General features: G+C 60.6%; 18 protein-coding genes. 2 read left to right on the top strand and 16 right to left on the bottom strand.

Annotated features, from left to right (window positions below; all coding sequences use genetic code 11):
* Window positions 1–81: 81 nt before the first annotated feature.
* From L901_RS22400 to L901_RS22385, 4 genes are all read right to left on the bottom strand, one after another.
* Window positions 82–1,290 carry a multidrug effflux MFS transporter gene (locus tag L901_RS22400; RefSeq protein ID WP_059760367.1) on the bottom strand — a complete coding sequence of 403 codons (1,209 nt, stop codon included), beginning with the start codon at window positions 1,288–1,290 and terminating at the stop codon, window positions 82–84.
* A gap of 137 nt (window positions 1,291–1,427) precedes the next feature.
* The gene (grxD, locus tag L901_RS22395) at window positions 1,428–1,763 is read right to left on the bottom strand and encodes a Grx4 family monothiol glutaredoxin (RefSeq protein WP_003520429.1); all 336 of its coding nucleotides are present in this window, start codon (window positions 1,761–1,763) and stop codon (window positions 1,428–1,430) included.
* Window positions 1,764–1,900: 137 nt separating this feature from the next.
* Window positions 1,901–2,332 (bottom strand): hypothetical protein, encoded by a 432-nt coding sequence (locus L901_RS22390; RefSeq protein WP_059760365.1) that lies wholly within the window; start codon window positions 2,330–2,332, stop codon window positions 1,901–1,903.
* On the bottom strand, window positions 2,329–2,577 hold the full coding sequence (locus tag L901_RS22385) for a hypothetical protein (RefSeq protein ID WP_059760363.1): 249 nt from the start codon (window positions 2,575–2,577) through the stop codon (window positions 2,329–2,331). The genes L901_RS22390 and L901_RS22385 overlap by 4 nt, the downstream gene beginning before the upstream one ends.
* A 211-nt stretch (window positions 2,578–2,788) precedes the next feature.
* Here L901_RS22385 and L901_RS22380 point away from each other — a divergent pair, with 211 nt between their 5' ends.
* Window positions 2,789–3,937: a hypothetical protein gene (locus L901_RS22380; protein WP_059760361.1), complete on the top strand. Its 1,149-nt coding sequence runs from the start codon at window positions 2,789–2,791 to the stop codon at window positions 3,935–3,937.
* Between the two features lie 141 nt (window positions 3,938–4,078).
* Here the strand turns inward: L901_RS22380 and L901_RS22375 are convergent, their stop codons facing one another.
* From L901_RS22375 to L901_RS22365, 3 genes are all read right to left on the bottom strand, one after another.
* Window positions 4,079–4,312: a BolA/IbaG family iron-sulfur metabolism protein gene (locus L901_RS22375; protein WP_003507909.1), complete on the bottom strand. Its 234-nt coding sequence runs from the start codon at window positions 4,310–4,312 to the stop codon at window positions 4,079–4,081.
* Window positions 4,313–4,328: 16 nt separating this feature from the next.
* Window positions 4,329–6,563: a phosphoribosylformylglycinamidine synthase subunit PurL gene (purL, locus tag L901_RS22370; RefSeq protein WP_059760359.1), complete on the bottom strand. Its 2,235-nt coding sequence runs from the start codon at window positions 6,561–6,563 to the stop codon at window positions 4,329–4,331.
* A gap of 154 nt (window positions 6,564–6,717) precedes the next feature.
* Window positions 6,718–8,136, bottom strand: a complete 1,419-nt coding sequence (locus L901_RS22365) for a PLP-dependent aminotransferase family protein (protein ID WP_020810370.1) — start codon at window positions 8,134–8,136, stop codon at window positions 6,718–6,720.
* Between the two features lie 93 nt (window positions 8,137–8,229).
* Here L901_RS22365 and L901_RS22360 point away from each other — a divergent pair, with 93 nt between their 5' ends.
* Entirely contained in the window at window positions 8,230–8,535 is a 306-nt protein-coding gene (locus L901_RS22360) for a DUF1127 domain-containing protein (protein ID WP_003520435.1), read from the top strand.
* Window positions 8,536–8,669: 134 nt separating this feature from the next.
* Here L901_RS22360 and L901_RS22355 read toward each other — a convergent pair whose 3' ends face one another.
* From L901_RS22355 to L901_RS22315, 9 genes are all read right to left on the bottom strand, one after another.
* Window positions 8,670–9,119, bottom strand: coding sequence for a hypothetical protein (locus tag L901_RS22355; RefSeq protein ID WP_371259724.1), 450 nt, complete (start codon window positions 9,117–9,119; stop codon window positions 8,670–8,672).
* A gap of 33 nt (window positions 9,120–9,152) precedes the next feature.
* Window positions 9,153–9,824, bottom strand: coding sequence for a phosphoribosylformylglycinamidine synthase subunit PurQ (gene purQ, locus L901_RS22350; RefSeq protein ID WP_003520438.1), 672 nt, complete (start codon window positions 9,822–9,824; stop codon window positions 9,153–9,155).
* A gap of 20 nt (window positions 9,825–9,844) precedes the next feature.
* The gene (gene purS / locus L901_RS22345; protein WP_003507918.1) at window positions 9,845–10,087 is read right to left on the bottom strand and encodes a phosphoribosylformylglycinamidine synthase subunit PurS; all 243 of its coding nucleotides are present in this window, start codon (window positions 10,085–10,087) and stop codon (window positions 9,845–9,847) included.
* Between the two features lie 55 nt (window positions 10,088–10,142).
* The gene (purC, locus tag L901_RS22340; RefSeq protein WP_003520440.1) at window positions 10,143–10,907 is read right to left on the bottom strand and encodes a phosphoribosylaminoimidazolesuccinocarboxamide synthase; all 765 of its coding nucleotides are present in this window, start codon (window positions 10,905–10,907) and stop codon (window positions 10,143–10,145) included.
* Window positions 10,908–11,110: 203 nt separating this feature from the next.
* The gene (locus tag L901_RS22335) at window positions 11,111–11,674 is read right to left on the bottom strand and encodes an alpha/beta hydrolase (protein WP_059760357.1); all 564 of its coding nucleotides are present in this window, start codon (window positions 11,672–11,674) and stop codon (window positions 11,111–11,113) included.
* 81 nt (window positions 11,675–11,755) lie between these two features.
* Window positions 11,756–13,063, bottom strand: a complete 1,308-nt coding sequence (gene purB / locus L901_RS22330) for an adenylosuccinate lyase (RefSeq protein ID WP_020810926.1) — start codon at window positions 13,061–13,063, stop codon at window positions 11,756–11,758.
* A gap of 89 nt (window positions 13,064–13,152) precedes the next feature.
* Window positions 13,153–13,650, bottom strand: a complete 498-nt coding sequence (locus L901_RS22325) for a hypothetical protein (protein WP_059760355.1) — start codon at window positions 13,648–13,650, stop codon at window positions 13,153–13,155.
* Window positions 13,651–13,694: 44 nt separating this feature from the next.
* The gene (gene rpe, locus L901_RS22320) at window positions 13,695–14,372 is read right to left on the bottom strand and encodes a ribulose-phosphate 3-epimerase (RefSeq protein WP_059760353.1); all 678 of its coding nucleotides are present in this window, start codon (window positions 14,370–14,372) and stop codon (window positions 13,695–13,697) included.
* A 132-nt stretch (window positions 14,373–14,504) separates the two neighbouring features.
* Window positions 14,505–15,686, bottom strand: coding sequence for an ABC transporter substrate-binding protein (locus L901_RS22315; RefSeq protein WP_059760351.1), 1,182 nt, complete (start codon window positions 15,684–15,686; stop codon window positions 14,505–14,507).
* Window positions 15,687–15,987 lie beyond the last annotated feature (301 nt).

Here is a 15,987-nt window from a genome sequence, read left to right as displayed (position 1 = left end):
TGACATTGGATGAATTGAACCGTCAATCAATAAAAAGGGCGCGGAACAGAATTCCGCGCCCTTTCATTTTTCCATCGTCCCTCAGCGGGTCGGCTTGTTATGCGCCTGAAACAGCACGCCCTTTTCACCGATCAGCACGAAGATGAGGCCGACGATGGAGACGGCGAAGAAGCCCGCCACCATGGGCAGCGCCGTTCCGTCGAAAGACTGGCCGATGGCCGCGCCGATCAGCGAGCCGCCGACGGTTCCCATGAAGCCCATGACGGAGGATGCGGTGCCGGCGACGTGGCCGAGCGGCTCCATGGCGAGCGAGTTGAAGTTCGAACCGATCCAGCCGAACTGGAACATGGCGAGCGCAAAGAACACGATGAAGATGGCGAAGGGCATCGGTTCCGGCCCCAGCACCTGCACCAGCAGCCAGACGAAGGTGATGGCGATGAAGCCGAGCAGTGAGCCGTGTGACAGCTTGCGCATGCCGAACCGGCCGACCAGCCTTGCATTGACGAAGGACGAGAAGGCCATGAACAGCGCCACGCCCGCAAAGGCCGCCGCAAACCATGCGCCGAGCCCGTAAATGCCCTTATAGACCTGTTCGACCGAGTTGATGAAGCCGAACAGCGCCCCGAAGATGAAGGTGCTGGAGAGCGTATAGCAGAGCGCGATACGGTTGGTGAGCACGATCTTGAAACCGCCGAGGATGGAGCTTACGGTCAAGGGGCGGACATCGTCCGGATGCAGGGTTTCCGGCAGGCGGAAATACATCCAGGCCGTCACCACGGCGGCAATGGCGGCCATGAAAGCGAAGATCAGGTGCCAGTCACCGAAAAACAGCACGATCTGGCCGGTGCCGGGCGCAATGACCGGTACGACCATGAAGACCATCATGATCAGCGACATGACTTCCGCCATCTGCCGTCCACCATAGATGTCACGCACGATGGAGACCGTGATGACACGCGTTGCCGCCGAACCGATGCCCTGAATGAAGCGCAGCATCAGCAGCCCTGAGAAGGACGGTACGAAGACCACGGCGATGGCTGAAACGATGTAGATGGCAAGCCCGACGAACATCGGCTTGCGGCGTCCGAAACGGTCCGAAATCGGTCCGTACAGAAGCTGGGCGATGCCGAAGCCGAGAAGATAGGCGGAAATCACATATTGGCGGTGGTTTTCGTTCTCGACGCCGAGCGAGGCACCGATTTCCTGAAGACCGGGCAGCATGATGTCGATGGCGAGCGCGTTCAGCGCCATCAGCATCGCGGCAAGCGCGATGAATTCCGTGCGCCCCATCGAGCCTGCGCGCGAAGCGGTGGATTGTGAAAGATTTGTCACAGGATTGCCCCAAAAAGAACGGCAAAGGCGTTGCATGAAGCAACGCCTGGCATAAATTTCTGACAATCAGGGTGGGCCGGATGAACCGGCCGAAATCAGGCCGCGCCGCGGACGCTGATACCCTGTTCTTGGAAGTGGTTTTGAAGTTCGCCGGACTGGAACATCTCTCTTACGATGTCACAGCCGCCGACGAATTCGCCCTTGACGTAGAGCTGCGGGATGGTCGGCCAGTTGGAGTAGTCCTTGATGCCCTGGCGGATATCTGCATCGGCAAGCACGTTGATGCCCTTGTAGTCGACGCCGAGATAATCGAGGATCTGTACCACCTGGCCGGAAAAACCGCACTGCGGAAATTGCGGGGTGCCCTTCATGAAAAGAACGATGTCGTTGCTCTTCACTTCGCTGTCGATCATGTCGTGAATGCCGCTCATAGGCCTATTCCTTTCACATGCGGTTCAAGGCCGCTGCTTTCTGTTTGTTCCTAGATAACATGTCGTGGCGCGATTTCCACCCGGAAAGCGTAAAAAACTGCGGGTGTGGCATCGCTGATTGCGGGTCGAAACTCCGGCTACCAGCGCGTCGTTCTCTTCGGGTAAGAAAAGTCGAGAACTATTTTTCCTATCCGCTCCCACCGTCTGAAGACTGATCGTATCAATACACCTGTTTCGCCTTCCCAAATATCGAATTCGCGAGTGTTATCGAACGTTATGGCTCGCATGCCGCTCGGCAACGAGCAATCGTCCTCACAGTCAATCTCCATTTCGCTATAGAAACTGTTCACTTCAATATCGAGAATTAACTTTGGACTTTTCTGGTCTACCAGGCGGCAGGTGTTGCCGGTTTTGCAGAAGGCTGTGCCGGATATCCGATCAGCACCATCAAGCTCCACGACGAAGCCGATCTTGATCTCTTTTCTGCTCTTAACCTCTGCGGCACCTTGTAACGGCCCCGAAATCGCCAGTAGTAAAAAGGCGGGAAGCAGGGGGAGGCGATACATCATCGATATCGTTGTCTGCTGCGGGCGGCGGCTGTGCGCCTTTTGCTCACCTGCTTCTTGGCTGGCTTGGGTTTGACGGCGGCGTTGAGTGCGGCTTCGAGGACGGATCCGACAATGCCGCCGGCAAGCGAGCCGGTGCTTTTCGTCCGGCGCGCGCGGCGGGTCTTGCGGATACCGGTCTTGGTGAGGATTTCAGACAGTGCGCCCTTGACGACGCCGTTGAGTACTTGATCGACGATGCCAGACAAATTTCCCTCACCGATAAATAAATCACATTTCCGTCGCGATTTTTACTATACGTGCATCGCCCGCTGTATCAAGCGATCCTTTCGGGTGTCTCTAGCGCGGTTTTGCTTTTCTCCGAAACGCAAAAGCGCACTATCTCTTTGTTTTTACGCATTGTCTTAACGTAAAAGCGATTGCGCTTTTACTGGAAATGCTCCGGCCGAAGGTTCATGCATGCCAGCCGTCAAGTCACGACTTGTTCTTTATTTCCCCGGTTTCGATCCGCTCGATGCGGCCGCCCATCATCTGCGTTATCAGCGGGCGGCGGCGTTGGCCGGCAAGACATGGGATGTCGATTATGCCGTGGGGCCGCTGGAGAATGCGCCCGGGGGCGAAACATTCACGGTGGAGGCCTCGGCGGGCGACTGGCGGACGCGCTCCGACATTTTCGTTTACGACCATAATGCGGTGATATCGCAATTGCGCGATGCGCCCGTCTGGCGGCAGATCTGGCTCGGTTTCAAGGCCGGAGCCGGCATCATCGCCGAGGGCGGTGCAGCGCGTTACTTCCGCCACGCCTGGCGTTTTGGGCTGTTCTTCATCTTTCCGTTCCTGCTGATGCTTGTCGGCGGTGCCCTTGCGGCGGCTATTGCCCTGTCGCCCTTAATTTTCGCTTTACCTCTCTGGCTCTTGGCGATCAGCCTTCCCGCCGCCGCGCTGTTTTTCGTGAAGGCTTTCCTGCCGTTTGCGGAGCGGTTTCACACCCTGCATCTTTATGCGGACTGGCGGTTCGCGCTCGCAGTCGGCCGCGATGAGCCGATTGCCCGTGACTGGATCGAGGAGAGGGCAGCACTTGTTCTGACGGCGCTGGAGCAGCCTTCGGACGAGGTTCTGGTGGTGTCCCACAGCATGGGCGCCAGCCTTGCGCTCGCCGTGATCGGCCGTGTGCTGGAACTGAAGCCGGATGCGCTGGATGGCCGGAAACTGTCCTTTGCGACCTTGGGCGGGGCGGCGCTGCAATGTGCGTTCCTGTCGAGTGCGGACAGGCTTCGCCAAAGCGTCGGCACGATCGCTCGTCACCCGGAGGTGACATGGTTCGATATCCAGTGCCTGACCGATCCGATTCATCTCTACCGGTGCAATACCGTGGGCCTGACCGGTCACAGGGATGCGCCGCAGCCGAAGATCGTACCGATCCGTTTCAAGCATTCGCTCTCGCCGGACCGTTATAAGAAGAACAAGCGCAACTTCCTGCGCATGCACCGGCAATATGTGCTGGGGCCGGATCGCAGATCCGGTTACGATTTTACCCTGCTGACGGCGGGGCCTTTGCCTGCCGCCTCCTTCGCTGCTCTGGATTCGCAGACGCCGCCCGCCTTGTAAGCGGCGACGACCCATTCGGCCGGACATGAAAAAGGCCCGCGTGAGAGTATCACGCGGGCCTTGATTTATTCCGCAGGTTTCACGCTCTGCCGCAGGCGGGACAGAGACGGTCTGTTGCCGGAACCGCTTTCACGGGCGCAATCATTCGGGAGCCGAGGTCTGCAGGGCAAGGGCATGCAGAACGCCGCCCATATTGCCCTTCAGCGCGTCATAGACCATCTGGTGCTGCTGCACGCGGGTCTTGCCCTTGAATGCTTCCGCAACGACTTCCGCCGCGTAATGATCGCCATCACCGGCCAGATCGCGGATCGTGACCTTTGCCCCGGGAATTCCCGCCTTAATCATGTCTTCAATGTCGCCGGGTTTCATGGGCATGGTGTTTCTCCTTAATTCATTCTGCGGCGAGCAAAGTTTCGCCGTCCATGAATTGAGGGAACCACGATTCATAGGCCAAGTGCAATTCTTTAATCTCGACAGCCCGCGCCGTGCCCAGCTTTACGGTGGAACCGCCGGTAACGCCGATGACCGGGCAGGAAACGCCCGCCGCCTTCGCCGCTGTCTGCACCTCATCGAGATCGGCCTTTTTGACCGTCAGAACGTAACGGCCCTGATCTTCGCCGTAGAAGGTGAGGACCGGGTTATGGCCTTCGACCGCGTCGATGGTCGCGCCGATGCCCGACGAAATCGCCATTTCGGCAACTGCGAGTGCCAGACCGCCCGAGGAGCAATCGTGAACGGCGGTGGCAAGACCGTCGGTGATGAGGCTGCGGACGAAATCGCCGTTGTTCTTTTCAGCGGCCAGATCGACATGCGGCGCCGGGCCATCGATGCGGCCATGAATGTCACGCATGTAAACCGACTGGGCGATATGCGTGCCGAGGCCGGCAGGTGCGCCGACGAGCAGCACCACTTCGTCAGCGGCGGCGAAACGGATGCGCGCCATGCGGCCCCAATCCTTCAGCAGGCCAACGCCGCCGATGGTGGGGGTGGGCAGGATCGCCTGACCGTTGGTCTCGTTATAGAGCGAGACGTTGCCGGAAACGATCGGGAATTCCAGCACGCGGCAGGCTTCGCCGATGCCCTTGATGGCATGGACCAGCTGGCTCATGATCTCGGGCTTTTCCGGATTGCCGAAATTGAGGTTGTCGGTGGCCGCCAGCGGCAGAGCGCCGGTGGCGGTGATGTTGCGCCAGCATTCGGCCACGGCCTGCTTGCCGCCTTCGAAGGGATCGGCCTCGACATAACGCGGCGTCACGTCGGAAGAGAAGGCGAGCGCCTTCTTGTCATGGCCTTCGACGCGCACCACGCCGGCATCGCCGCCGGGAAGCTGCAGCGAATTGCCCTGGATCAGCGTGTCATACTGTTCGTAGACCCAGCGGCGCGAGGAATTGTTGGCCGAACCGACCAGCGACACCAGCGCATCGGCGATATCGGCGGCGGGGACGTCGTTTTCCGAAAGCGGCACGGGCACCTTGGCGGGCGTCCACGGGCGGTCATATTCCGGCGCCTGATCGCCCAGTTCCTTGATCGGCAGGTTGGCGACTTCCTCGCCATTGTGCAGCACGCGGAAACGCAGATCATCGGTGGTCTTGCCGACGATGGCGAAGTCCAGACCCCACTTGACGAAGATCGCCTTGGCGACTTCTTCCTTGGAGGGCTCTAGAACCATAAGCATGCGCTCCTGGCTTTCCGACAGCATCATTTCGTAAGCCGTCATGCGCTCTTCGCGCACCGGTACGGCGTTCAGGTCAAGCTCGATGCCGAGATCGCCCTTGGCGCCCATTTCGACAGCCGAGCAGGTGAGGCCGGCCGCACCCATGTCCTGAATGGCGATGACCGCACCGGTCTTCATCAGCTCAAGGCAGGCTTCCAACAGGCACTTTTCGGTGAAGGGGTCGCCGACCTGAACGGTCGGGCGCTTTTCCTCGATGGATTCGTCGAATTCGGCAGACGCCATGGTCGCGCCGCCGACGCCATCACGGCCGGTCTTCGCACCGAGATAAACGACCGGCAGGCCGACGCCCTTGGCTTCCGAAAGGAAGATCGCGTTGGACTTGGCAAGTCCGGCGGCAAAGGCGTTGACGAGGATATTGCCGTTATAACGCGGATCGAACTCCACTTCGCCGCCAACGGTCGGCACGCCGAAGGAATTGCCGTAACCGCCGACACCGGCGACGACGCCGGCCACGAGATGGCGGGTCTTCGGATGATCCGGCGCACCGAAACGCAGGGCGTTCATGGCGGCGATGGGACGAGCGCCCATGGTGAAGACGTCACGCAGAATGCCGCCGACGCCTGTTGCTGCGCCCTGATAGGGCTCGATATAGGACGGGTGGTTGTGGCTTTCCATCTTGAAGACGACGCAGTCGCCATCGTCGATATCGACCACGCCGGCGTTCTCGCCGGGGCCCTGAATGACGCGCGGACCCTTGGTCGGCAGCGTCTTCAGCCACTTTTTGGAGGACTTGTAGGAGCAGTGTTCGTTCCACATGGCCGAGAAGATGCCAAGCTCGGTAAAGCTCGGCTCCCGTCCGATCAGGTCGAGGATACGCTGGTATTCGTCGGGCTTCAGCCCGTGGGATGCAACGAGTTCCGGGGTGATCTTGATGGAGTTTGGAATCGACATAGGTCTCACGCGGTTCGAGCCGAGGAAAGTTTCCGGTTCTTTAGCGCAAGAGGCTCCATGGCGCGACAGGAAAATGCGCCGCTTTGCCGGCTAATTGGCGGTTTATGCGGTTATTCACCCGTTGCGGGCGGTGCCCGCAACGCTGCGACCCGTATCACGCCACGCTTTCATAGCCAGCGGAGCCGTTATCCAGCAGGTGGCGGAGGATGCCGAAGGCATGGGTCAGCTCCTCGCGGGTGGAAGGCCCGGAAAAGCTGATGCGGACGCGGTGGAAAACCTTGTCCGTCCGGCCGGCCTTGAACTCGTCCTCGTCGTCGATCAACACGCCTTCCTTCATCGCCGCATTGCGGAAGGTGCCGGAAAGCCATGGTTCGGGCAGTCTCAGCCACAGGAAGGCGATATCGGGCAGCGAATTGAAGTCCAGCCCGGTAAAGACGCGCCGGGCAATCGCCTCGCGCTCATTCAGTTCGGCGATGCAATCCTTGCGGATATCGTGGGCGTCGCCGCTATTGACGAGACGCGCATTCAGTTCGGCCAGCATGAAGGGCAGGCCGCCCGTCATCATCGAGTGGGAAATACGGATGCGCGAGGAATATTGCGCGGGACAGGCGACCCAGCCGCCGCGCACGCCGGCGGCGACGGATTTCGACAGGCCGCCGACGACGAAGGTAATGTCGGGCGCGAATTCGGCGATCAGCGGGATCGCATCGCGCGTCATCGCGCCATAAAGATTGTCTTCGACGATCCACACGCCATAACGACGGGCGATATCGGCAATCGCGCGGCGGCGCTCTTCCGGCAGGGTGGCGCAGGTCGGGTTCTGGCCGGCCGACATCAGGAAGATCATCTTGGGATGCTGCTGGGCGCAGACGCGTTCGAAATCGTCAGGGACAATGCCGTTCTCATCCGCCTCCACCAGCGTCACCCGTCGGCCGGCAAGGGCGGCGCTGCGGCTGATGTGGGAATAGGTGACGGGTTCGAAGACGATGCGGTCGCCCGGCGCCGTCATCGCCGACATCACGCTCATCACCGCCGCATGGGCGCCAAGCGTCGAAACGATGTTTTCCGGCTTCGGCGACCAGCCGTTCTGGGAAAGCCAGCGAACGCCCGCCATGCACCAGTTGTCGGGAAAAGAGCGGGCATAATTGGTAATGTCCTGCGGATGCTCTCTGGTCACCGCCTCGATGTGTCTGGCGATCAGTACGCTCTGGCCGACATCCGGCGCAGCAGTGGTGTTCAACCGGAATTCGGCGCTGGTGTCGACGGCATGGCGCGTGCTGCCGAAGGCGGCGGTTGCCGGCTCCATGGGCAATGATGGGGCAGGGGTCTTGCGCTCATTGACATAGGTGCCGCGTCCGACCTCACCGCTGACGAGGCCGCGCTCATGGATCAGCGCATAGGCCCGGCTGATTGTGCCGATTGTCACACCGAGATCGTAAGCAAGATTGCGCTGCGGCGGCAATTTCGAGCCGGCCTGCAGGATGCCGTCGGAAATCGCGCCTTCGATACTGTCGGCAAGGCGCAGGTAAATCGGGCCGTCGCCCTCGGTAATGTCGGGAAGCCAATTTGTCATGGTGACAATTTATGCATTGTATCTATCCCCAAGTCAATTGTATTTATTGTCTGCATTGAATGAGGCTAAACGCACGGAGACAATAGGTGCAATATGCGCAAGATGGATCAATACCTTTCGACAGCGGATTCACTCTATCCTGATGGCTACGAACGGGAACGCGTGTTCCGCGATGCCGGCGACATGGTCGCACCGGCGCCCTTTCCGGCCAAGATCGCCCGCACGCTTATTGGTCGCCTGATTGCGGGCGTATCCTCATGGCAGCGGAAACGTCAGGGACGTTTCGCCCTGCGGGAACTTTCGGACGATCTGCTGGACGATATCGGCGTTACGCGGGATGAAGCCTTGAAGGAGGCGGCGAAATCCCGGCTGTTTTCCTGGCCGCCGCGGCCGCTTTGATTTTTTGTCGGAGAGCGGCGCCTTCTTTCCCCGGCGCCAAGCAGCCATTCGGCAACCCGCCACGCCAATCCCAACCGGCGCTGGCGGGTTTTTTTATGCCGACCGCGTTCTCACGGGGTGCAGGTGCCTGTCGATCAGCAGCCCTTGCCGCCATTCGCCCAGCGCTTGACGTCGGTGGCGATGCGGCCGGAAAGGGCTTCGTTCATCACGGGTCCGAAAGCGTCGAGCTTTGCCGGGTTGCCTTCGGCCTGAACCACCAGCATAGGGCGCGATTCCGGGCTGTTGCGCGGCACGAGCAGGATGCGCGGACGGCCGGAGAAGGAGTTGAGTTCCGGCGCCAGACGATAGGCCTTGAACGCCGCGTCGCCCGATTTGAACCAGCAGGCATTCGCGCCAAGCGCGATCCGTTCCATGGTCGGCAGGGCCGCGCGGGAGACGGAGGAGGAAGGCTGCGGTTTCGGCTGGCAGGCGGCAAGCGCCGCTGCCGCAAGGATCAGTCCGGCGGCCTTGTAGGCATTGTGTCGAAGAAGACGGGGCATCAGGTCATCCAGAAGAAAGGCCGAAACGGCGCCGAAAGCCGGCATCAAAAAAGGCGGGCCTGAAGCCCGCCCGGTCTATCAGGCTGCGACGACGCCGAGCGCCGAAGCGAAGAGGCCGCGACCGTCATTGCCGCCATGGGCGGCTTCGATCAGGTTTTCCGGATGCGGCATCATGCCGAGGACATTGCCCCTGGCGTTGATGACGCCGGCGATGTCGTTCAGCGAACCGTTGGGGTTGGTGCCGTCGGCGTAACGGAACACCACCTGACCGTTGTCTTCCATCGCCTTCAGCTCGTCGGCTTCGACGAAGTAGTTGCCGTCGTGATGGGCGACGGGGCAGCGCAGGATCTGGCCCTTGTCGTAAGCGCGGGTGAAATCCGTGTCGTTGTTGGCGACTTCGAGCTTCACTTCACGGCAGACGAATTTCAGCGAGGCGTTGCGCATCAGCGCGCCCGGCAGCATGCCCGCCTCGACCAATATCTGGAAGCCGTTGCAGACGCCGAGAACCTTGACGCCCTTTTCGGCCTTTTCGCGAATGGCCTGCATGACCGGCATGCGCGCGGCGATGGCGCCGCAACGCAGGTAGTCACCATAGGAGAAGCCGCCCGGAATGACGATCAGGTCGACATCGGGAATATCCGTTTCCGTCTGCCAGATGGTGACGGGCGCGCTTCCGGAGATTTTCGTCAGCGCCGCGATCATGTCGCGGTCGCGGTTGAGGCCGGGAAGTTGGACGACAGCGGATTTCATGGACGGCGGCTCCTGCGGCTTCAGAGGATGGCGATAGCGTAGTTTTCGATGACCGTGTTGGCCAGGAGCTTTTCGCACATCGCCTTCAGGTCGGTCTCGGCCTTGGCCTTGTCGGCGCCTTCCAGCTCCAGATCGAAGACCTTGCCCTGACGGACATGGCCGACGCCACCGAAACCGAGGCTGCCGAGCGCGCCTTCGATTGCCTTGCCCTGCGGATCGAGAACGCCGTTCTTCAGCGTAACAGTCACCCGTGCCTTGATCACCTGATCTTCTCCTGATTTTACCTTGTTAGGCCAATATTACTTCACGAGGCCGATATTACTTTACCAGGACAGGACCGGTGCCGCGGATCGGTTCGTTTTCATTGATGATGCCGAGACGGCGCGCCACTTCGGAATAGGCTTCGAGAAGCCCGCCCATGTCGCGGCGGAACAGGTCCTTGTCCATCTTTTTCTGGGTCTCGATGTCCCACAGGCGGCAGCTGTCTGGCGAAATCTCGTCGGCGAGGATGATGCGCATCATGTCGCCTTCAAACAGCCGGCCGCATTCGATCTTGAAATCGACGAGCTGGATGCCGACGCCGAGGAACAGGCCGGACAGGAAGTCGTTGACGCGGATGGCGAGCGCCATGATGTCATCGAGTTCGGCGGGGTTGGCCCAGCCGAAAGCCGTGATGTGCTCTTCGGAGACCATCGGGTCTTCGAGCTCATCCGACTTGTAATAGAACTCGATGATGGAGCGCGGCAGAACCACGCCTTCCTCGATGCCGAGGCGCTTCGACAGCGAGCCGGCAGCGACATTGCGCACGACGACTTCGAGCGGGATCATCTCCACTTCCTTGATCAACTGCTCGCGCATGTTGAGGCGGCGGATGAAGTGCGTGGGAATGCCGATCTTGTTCAGATGCGTGAAGACGTATTCGCAGATACGGTTGTTCAGCACGCCCTTGCCGTCAATGACTTCATGCTTCTTCTTGTTGAAGGCGGTCGCATCGTCCTTGAAGAACTGGATAAGCGTGCCTGGCTCCGGACCCTCGTAGAGGATCTTGGCCTTGCCTTCGTAAATACGGCGGCGACGGTTCATAATTGCAGGTCTCTTGGTTGACGCCGATTCTGGTGGCGTTGCGTTTGGTCTTTGAAGCGGTCCCATAAAGGAAAAGAGTGCATTCTACAATGCGGCTCGCATATTTCCCTTCAATTCTTGTGACAGGCTGGCGAAACCGCCGCGCCCGGAAATTAGGCTTCCGGGGCTGATCGAAGGGGAGGCGGTCCGCACGGCCGGCGCCGTCAGGGCTCGACAGCCTTCAGCCGGCTCAAAAACTGCGCGAAGACCATACCGCCTTCCGGCCACGGACCATGGCCCGACTCGGTGTTGATATGGCCGGACATGCCGGCGTCGATCAAAAGCGAACCCCAGGCGGCGGCGATGTCATCGGCATGTTCATAGGAGCCGAAAGGATCGTTGCGGCTGGCGATGGTGATCGCCGGGAAAGGCAGCGGGTCGCGCGGGTAAGGCCCGAAGGTCATCAGGTGTTTCGGCCGGATATCGGGATTGGCGACATCGGGCGGCGCGACGAACAGCGCGCCGGACACCTTCCTGCCGATTTCCGGCAGGGCATGGATGACGGTCGGCACGCCAAGCGAATGGGCGACGAGGACGATGGGTCTGGTGGAGGCATTGACCTCTTCCACCAGCCGGGCGACCCAGTCTTCCTTCACGGGTTTGGACCATTCGGCCTGCTCGACGCGGCGGGCGGTGGAAAGCTTGCGCTCCCAGCGGCTCTGCCAGTGGTCGGGGCCGGAATTGGTATAACCGGGGACGATCAGGATATCTGCTTCTGAAACTTTCATGCGCCCATATCTGTGTTGTGATGCCGCCGCGATCAAGGTCGCGGCGGCATTAACTTCAAGGTCTCAAACTCAGCTCAAGTCTCAGGCGTTGCCGAAGACGCGGGTGAAGATCGTGTCGACATGCTTGGTGTGGTAACCGAGGTCGAACTTTTCGCGGATCACCTCTTCGGGAAGGGCGGCACGCACTTCCTCGTCGCCCAGCAGTTCCTCAAGGAAATCTGCGCCCTGTTCCCAGACCTTCATGGCGTTGCGCTGTACCAGACGGTAGGCGTCTTCACGCGATACGCCGGCCTGCGTCAGCGCCAGGAGAACGCGCTGCGAATGCACGAGGCCGCGGAACTTGTTCATGTTCTTCAGCATGTTGTCCGGATAGATCACCAGCTTCTCGATGACGCCGGCCAAACGGTTCAGCGCGAAATCGAGAGTGACAGTGGTGTCGGGGCCGATGGCGCGCTCGACGGAGGAGTGGCTGATATCGCGCTCGTGCCAGAGCGCAACGTTTTCCATGGCCGGAACCACCGACATGCGCACGAGACGGGCAAGGCCGGTCAGGTTTTCAGTCAGAACCGGGTTGCGTTTGTGCGGCATGGCGGACGAGCCCTTCTGGCCCGGCGAGAAGAACTCTTCCGCTTCCAGAACCTCGGTGCGCTGCATGTGGCGGATTTCGATGGCGACGTTTTCGATCGACGAAGCGATGACGCCGAGCGTCGCGAAGAACATGGCGTGGCGGTCGCGCGGGATGACCTGCGTGGAGACCGGCTCGGGGATGAGGCCGAGCTTGGCACAGACATGTTCTTCAACGCGCGGGTCGATATTGGCGAAGGTGCCGACGGCGCCGGAGATCGCGCCCGTGGCGATTTCCGCACGGGCATTGACGAGGCGCTCGCGGTTGCGGTGCATCTCGGCATAGAAGCGGGCGAAGGTCAGGCCCATGGTGGTCGGCTCGGCATGGATGCCGTGGCTGCGGCCGATGCGCACCGTGTTCTTGTGTTCGAAGGCGCGGGTCTTCAGCGCCGCCAGCACCCGGTCCATATCGGCGAGCAGCAGATCGGCGGCGCGCACGAGCTGGATGTTGAGCGTGGTATCGAGCACGTCCGACGAGGTCATGCCCTGATGCACGAAACGGCTGTCGGGACCGACAAATTCGGCAAGATGAGTGAGGAAGGCGATAACGTCATGCTTGGTGACGGCCTCGATCTCATCGATGCGGGCGACGTCGAAGGTGGCGCTGCCGCCCTTTTCCCAGATCGTCTGGGCAGCGGACTTCGGGATAACGCCAAGTTCGGCAAGTGCGTCACAGGCATATGCCTCGATCTCGAACCAGATGCGGAACTTTGTTTCCGGCGACCAGATGGCGACCATTTCCGGCCGGGAGTAACGAGGGATCATGGCAATGACTTTCTTTGTGGAGGAATTTGCTGCCCGTTTAGCAAAGTGTTCCGGTAATCTCAATCTATCAAGCTACATGCCTCTGTTGCTCATTGTGCACGTCGGCAGAGGATTGCGCCCGCAGGCAGGAGCGGAACGATGGCAAAGGGGAAATATAAGCCAGGGCCGAGAATGCAGAACTGGTAAATCGCGCCGAGCGATGTGAAGAGCTGCTGGAAAAACCAGATGCGGGAGAATGCCGGCGCGTGCCATTGCGCATAGAAAATACGGTACTCGAAAGCGAAAAACGCCGCCGCAACTGCCAGCGTGAAAAAAGCGATGGCAAGACAGGCCGCCGCAAAACGCAGCGGCAGGGCGGCGGAAGCAGGGAGGAAGTGCAGCGCCGCCATGGCCAGCAGCCAGCCGAAAAGGCCGCCCGCGAAGAAAAGCATGATGATGTCGGTGGCATGGTCGGTTTCCAGCCGGTTCCTGACATAGAGGCCGATGGCGGCGGCGGCGCTGGAACAGACGGCCCAGACAAGCGCGCCGAGCAGCGGAAACAGCGCTGCCGAAGCCGTGTCACGGAAACCCCGCCTGTCGCTTTCCATGCCGATCCCCCAACGCCTTGCCGTGCCCCCTTCGGCGGCGGCGATTATGTCCGCGCGGCTTCCGCTGCGTGGCGCAGTTGCGCGACCGTCTTGCGGTAGTCGGCAACGCCGTCGCCCTTGAAGATGGCCGAGCCGGCCACCAGCGCATTCGCACCGGCGGCAACGATCGCGCCTGCGGTTTCTGCCGTCACGCCGCCATCCACTTCGAGTTCGATCGGCCGGTCGCCGATCATGGCCTTTGCCGCGCGGATCTTGTCCAGCATGGCCGGAATGAACTTCTGCCCGCCGAAACCGGGATTGACGCTCATGATCAGGACCAGATCGACATCGTTAAGCACGTTTTCGATGACCGAAAGCGGTGTTGCGGGGTTGAGCGTTACGCCGGCCTTTCTGCCGAGCCCGCGGATCGTCTGCAGCGAGCGGTGCAGGTGAGGCCCGGCTTCGGCATGCACGGTGATGCTGTCACAGCCGGCCTTGGCGAAGGCTTCGAGATAGGGATCGACGGGTGCGATCATCAGATGGCAGTCGAAGAAGGCCATGCTGTGCGGCCGCAGCGCCTTGATGACATCCGGCCCGAAGGAGATGTTGGGGACGAAATGGCCATCCATCACATCGAGATGAATCCAGTCCGCGCCCGCTTCCGTGACATCGGCGACTTCCTGTCCGAGCTTGGCGAAATCGGCAGCCAAAATGGACGGGGCTATGCGGATGGGCAGGGACATGGGGCAAACTCCTCTCGACGCGTTGCGTAAGCTGCCTTTAACACCAAGTATCGGGGTTTGAAACGGCTGGCGGCGCGGTTGCCGGCGGTTTTCAGCAGCGTTTCCTCGAATTTTCGGCGGCGCGGGTTTCGCCTATTGTCTTTCAGCCTTGTCCGCCGGTTCGAAGCGCTGGCCGTTCCATCGCTGCAGGCGATAGGGATTGTCCGAAAGGTCATGCGACGGGCTGAAGCCGAGATCGCCGAGCACGGTTTTGAAAAGGGTGCCGCCCGCCAGTATCTCCGGCGCGGGTTTCGACTGCGCCTGCGTGGCTTCCGCAAGGGCGGCGGTAAGTTCCGCAGCCGCATAGGCCGGCAGGACGTAACCTTCCGGCTCGATGCCTGCGCCGCGCAGTTCGCCGGCAACCGCCTGGGCCGATGGCAGGGTATCATAGGCCGGGCGGGTGACCGCCAGCACATTTGCGGCCAAAGGGACCGGATTGTTGGCCGCATTCATGGCATCGCCGCCCATGACGGTGAGGGGGATGTTCTCCGACCCGGCGTCTCTGGCGATGATGGCGACGTCATTGCGCTCCGCGCCGACGAAAACATGGGAAATGCCGGTGCGCGCCAGCCGGCGCACCAGCGCCACCTGCTGTTCCTGGTTGGGACGCATCGTATCGGCAAGGGTTGGCTTCAGGCCGTTTTCCTCGAGCGACGAGCGGATGCGGTCGACCAGTTCGCGGCTGTAGATCGTGCCGTCATCCACAAGTCCGATGGAATGTCCCTTCCAGTCGCGCAGTATGATCTCCGCGATCCTGTCCGATTCGGCCCTGTCTGACGGGGCGAGGCGAAAGAGCGGCCAGCCATATTTCAGGGCGTCTTCCATCAGGATCGGCGCGCGGCTGGAAAGCGTGATGGCGGGAATGGCGGCCGCTTTCAGCGGCGGCAGAACATCCTGAAGCGTTTCGGTGCACAAGAAACCGATTGCGGCGCTGACCTTGGCGGCCACGAGGCCATCGGCTATCGCGCCGCCGCTGCCATCTTCGCAGCTTTCATGGATTTCGACGACATCCAGCCCGAGCTTCGCCGCCGCCGCCTTCGCACCCTGCCGTACCTGCTGCCCCAGAAGTTCGTAAGGGCCGCTCTGGGGCGCAACGATGCCAATCGATGCCGCGCTTGCTGAGCCCGCAAGGGCAAAACCGGCGATGATCGTTAGCAGGCGAAGTGAAAGCATGACGTGATAGAAATCCTGTTGTCCCGGCTTGATGTTTATCGGCAACAACCGGTTTTCCAAAGGAAAAATCGCCGATGTTCCATCATATTCGCATATCGCCATCCGCGGGACGGCGGATTTGCTCTGAAGTTGTCCGATTCGAGAGGGCGGGTCGTCGTCGCAGCTTGTAGTTGTTGCTGTTCGATATAATTGCGCACTATGTTTTTATTGAAGGATTATTTTTGCCGACGAGCAATTCGCTCCCGCGCCGGATGGGCGAGGAAGTATTTCACATCATTGTCGCGGCGGGCGTTACTTCATAAATCCATTACATGTGGCGCGTATAAGCACAGTTTAGAAAAAGCCGGTCCGCGATTCTGCTTTTTAAAGTGCAGCACAAAAAGATGCACATTTTATTTTCATA

The sequence above is a fragment of the Agrobacterium sp. D14 genome (assembly GCF_001526505.1).
Lineage (GTDB): Bacteria > Pseudomonadota > Alphaproteobacteria > Rhizobiales > Rhizobiaceae > Agrobacterium > Agrobacterium leguminum.
This window is presented reverse-complemented; position numbering and strand designations above follow the sequence as displayed.

Coding starts and splice junctions, on each gene's coding strand:
- L901_RS22400 (WP_059760367.1), bottom strand. CDS start 1,290: ATGGGGCGCACGGAATTCATCGCGCTTGCCGCGATGCTGATGGCGCTG.
- grxD (WP_003520429.1), bottom strand. CDS start 1,763: ATGAGCGGCATTCACGACATGATCGACAGCGAAGTGAAGAGCAACGAC.
- L901_RS22390 (WP_059760365.1), bottom strand. CDS start 2,332: ATGATGTATCGCCTCCCCCTGCTTCCCGCCTTTTTACTACTGGCGATT.
- L901_RS22380 (WP_059760361.1), top strand. CDS start 2,789: ATGCCAGCCGTCAAGTCACGACTTGTTCTTTATTTCCCCGGTTTCGAT.
- L901_RS22375 (WP_003507909.1), bottom strand. CDS start 4,312: ATGCCCATGAAACCCGGCGACATTGAAGACATGATTAAGGCGGGAATT.
- purL (WP_059760359.1), bottom strand. CDS start 6,563: ATGTCGATTCCAAACTCCATCAAGATCACCCCGGAACTCGTTGCATCC.
- L901_RS22365 (WP_020810370.1), bottom strand. CDS start 8,136: ATGACAAATTGGCTTCCCGACATTACCGAGGGCGACGGCCCGATTTAC.
- L901_RS22360 (WP_003520435.1), top strand. CDS start 8,230: ATGCGCAAGATGGATCAATACCTTTCGACAGCGGATTCACTCTATCCT.
- L901_RS22355 (WP_371259724.1), bottom strand. CDS start 9,119: ATGCCGGCTTTCGGCGCCGTTTCGGCCTTTCTTCTGGATGACCTGATG.
- purQ (WP_003520438.1), bottom strand. CDS start 9,824: ATGAAATCCGCTGTCGTCCAACTTCCCGGCCTCAACCGCGACCGCGAC.
- purC (WP_003520440.1), bottom strand. CDS start 10,907: ATGAACCGTCGCCGCCGTATTTACGAAGGCAAGGCCAAGATCCTCTAC.
- L901_RS22335 (WP_059760357.1), bottom strand. CDS start 11,674: ATGAAAGTTTCAGAAGCAGATATCCTGATCGTCCCCGGTTATACCAAT.
- purB (WP_020810926.1), bottom strand. CDS start 13,063: ATGATCCCTCGTTACTCCCGGCCGGAAATGGTCGCCATCTGGTCGCCG.
- L901_RS22325 (WP_059760355.1), bottom strand. CDS start 13,650: ATGGAAAGCGACAGGCGGGGTTTCCGTGACACGGCTTCGGCAGCGCTG.
- rpe (WP_059760353.1), bottom strand. CDS start 14,372: ATGTCCCTGCCCATCCGCATAGCCCCGTCCATTTTGGCTGCCGATTTC.
- L901_RS22315 (WP_059760351.1), bottom strand. CDS start 15,686: ATGGCGATATGCGAATATGATGGAACATCGGCGATTTTTCCTTTGGAA.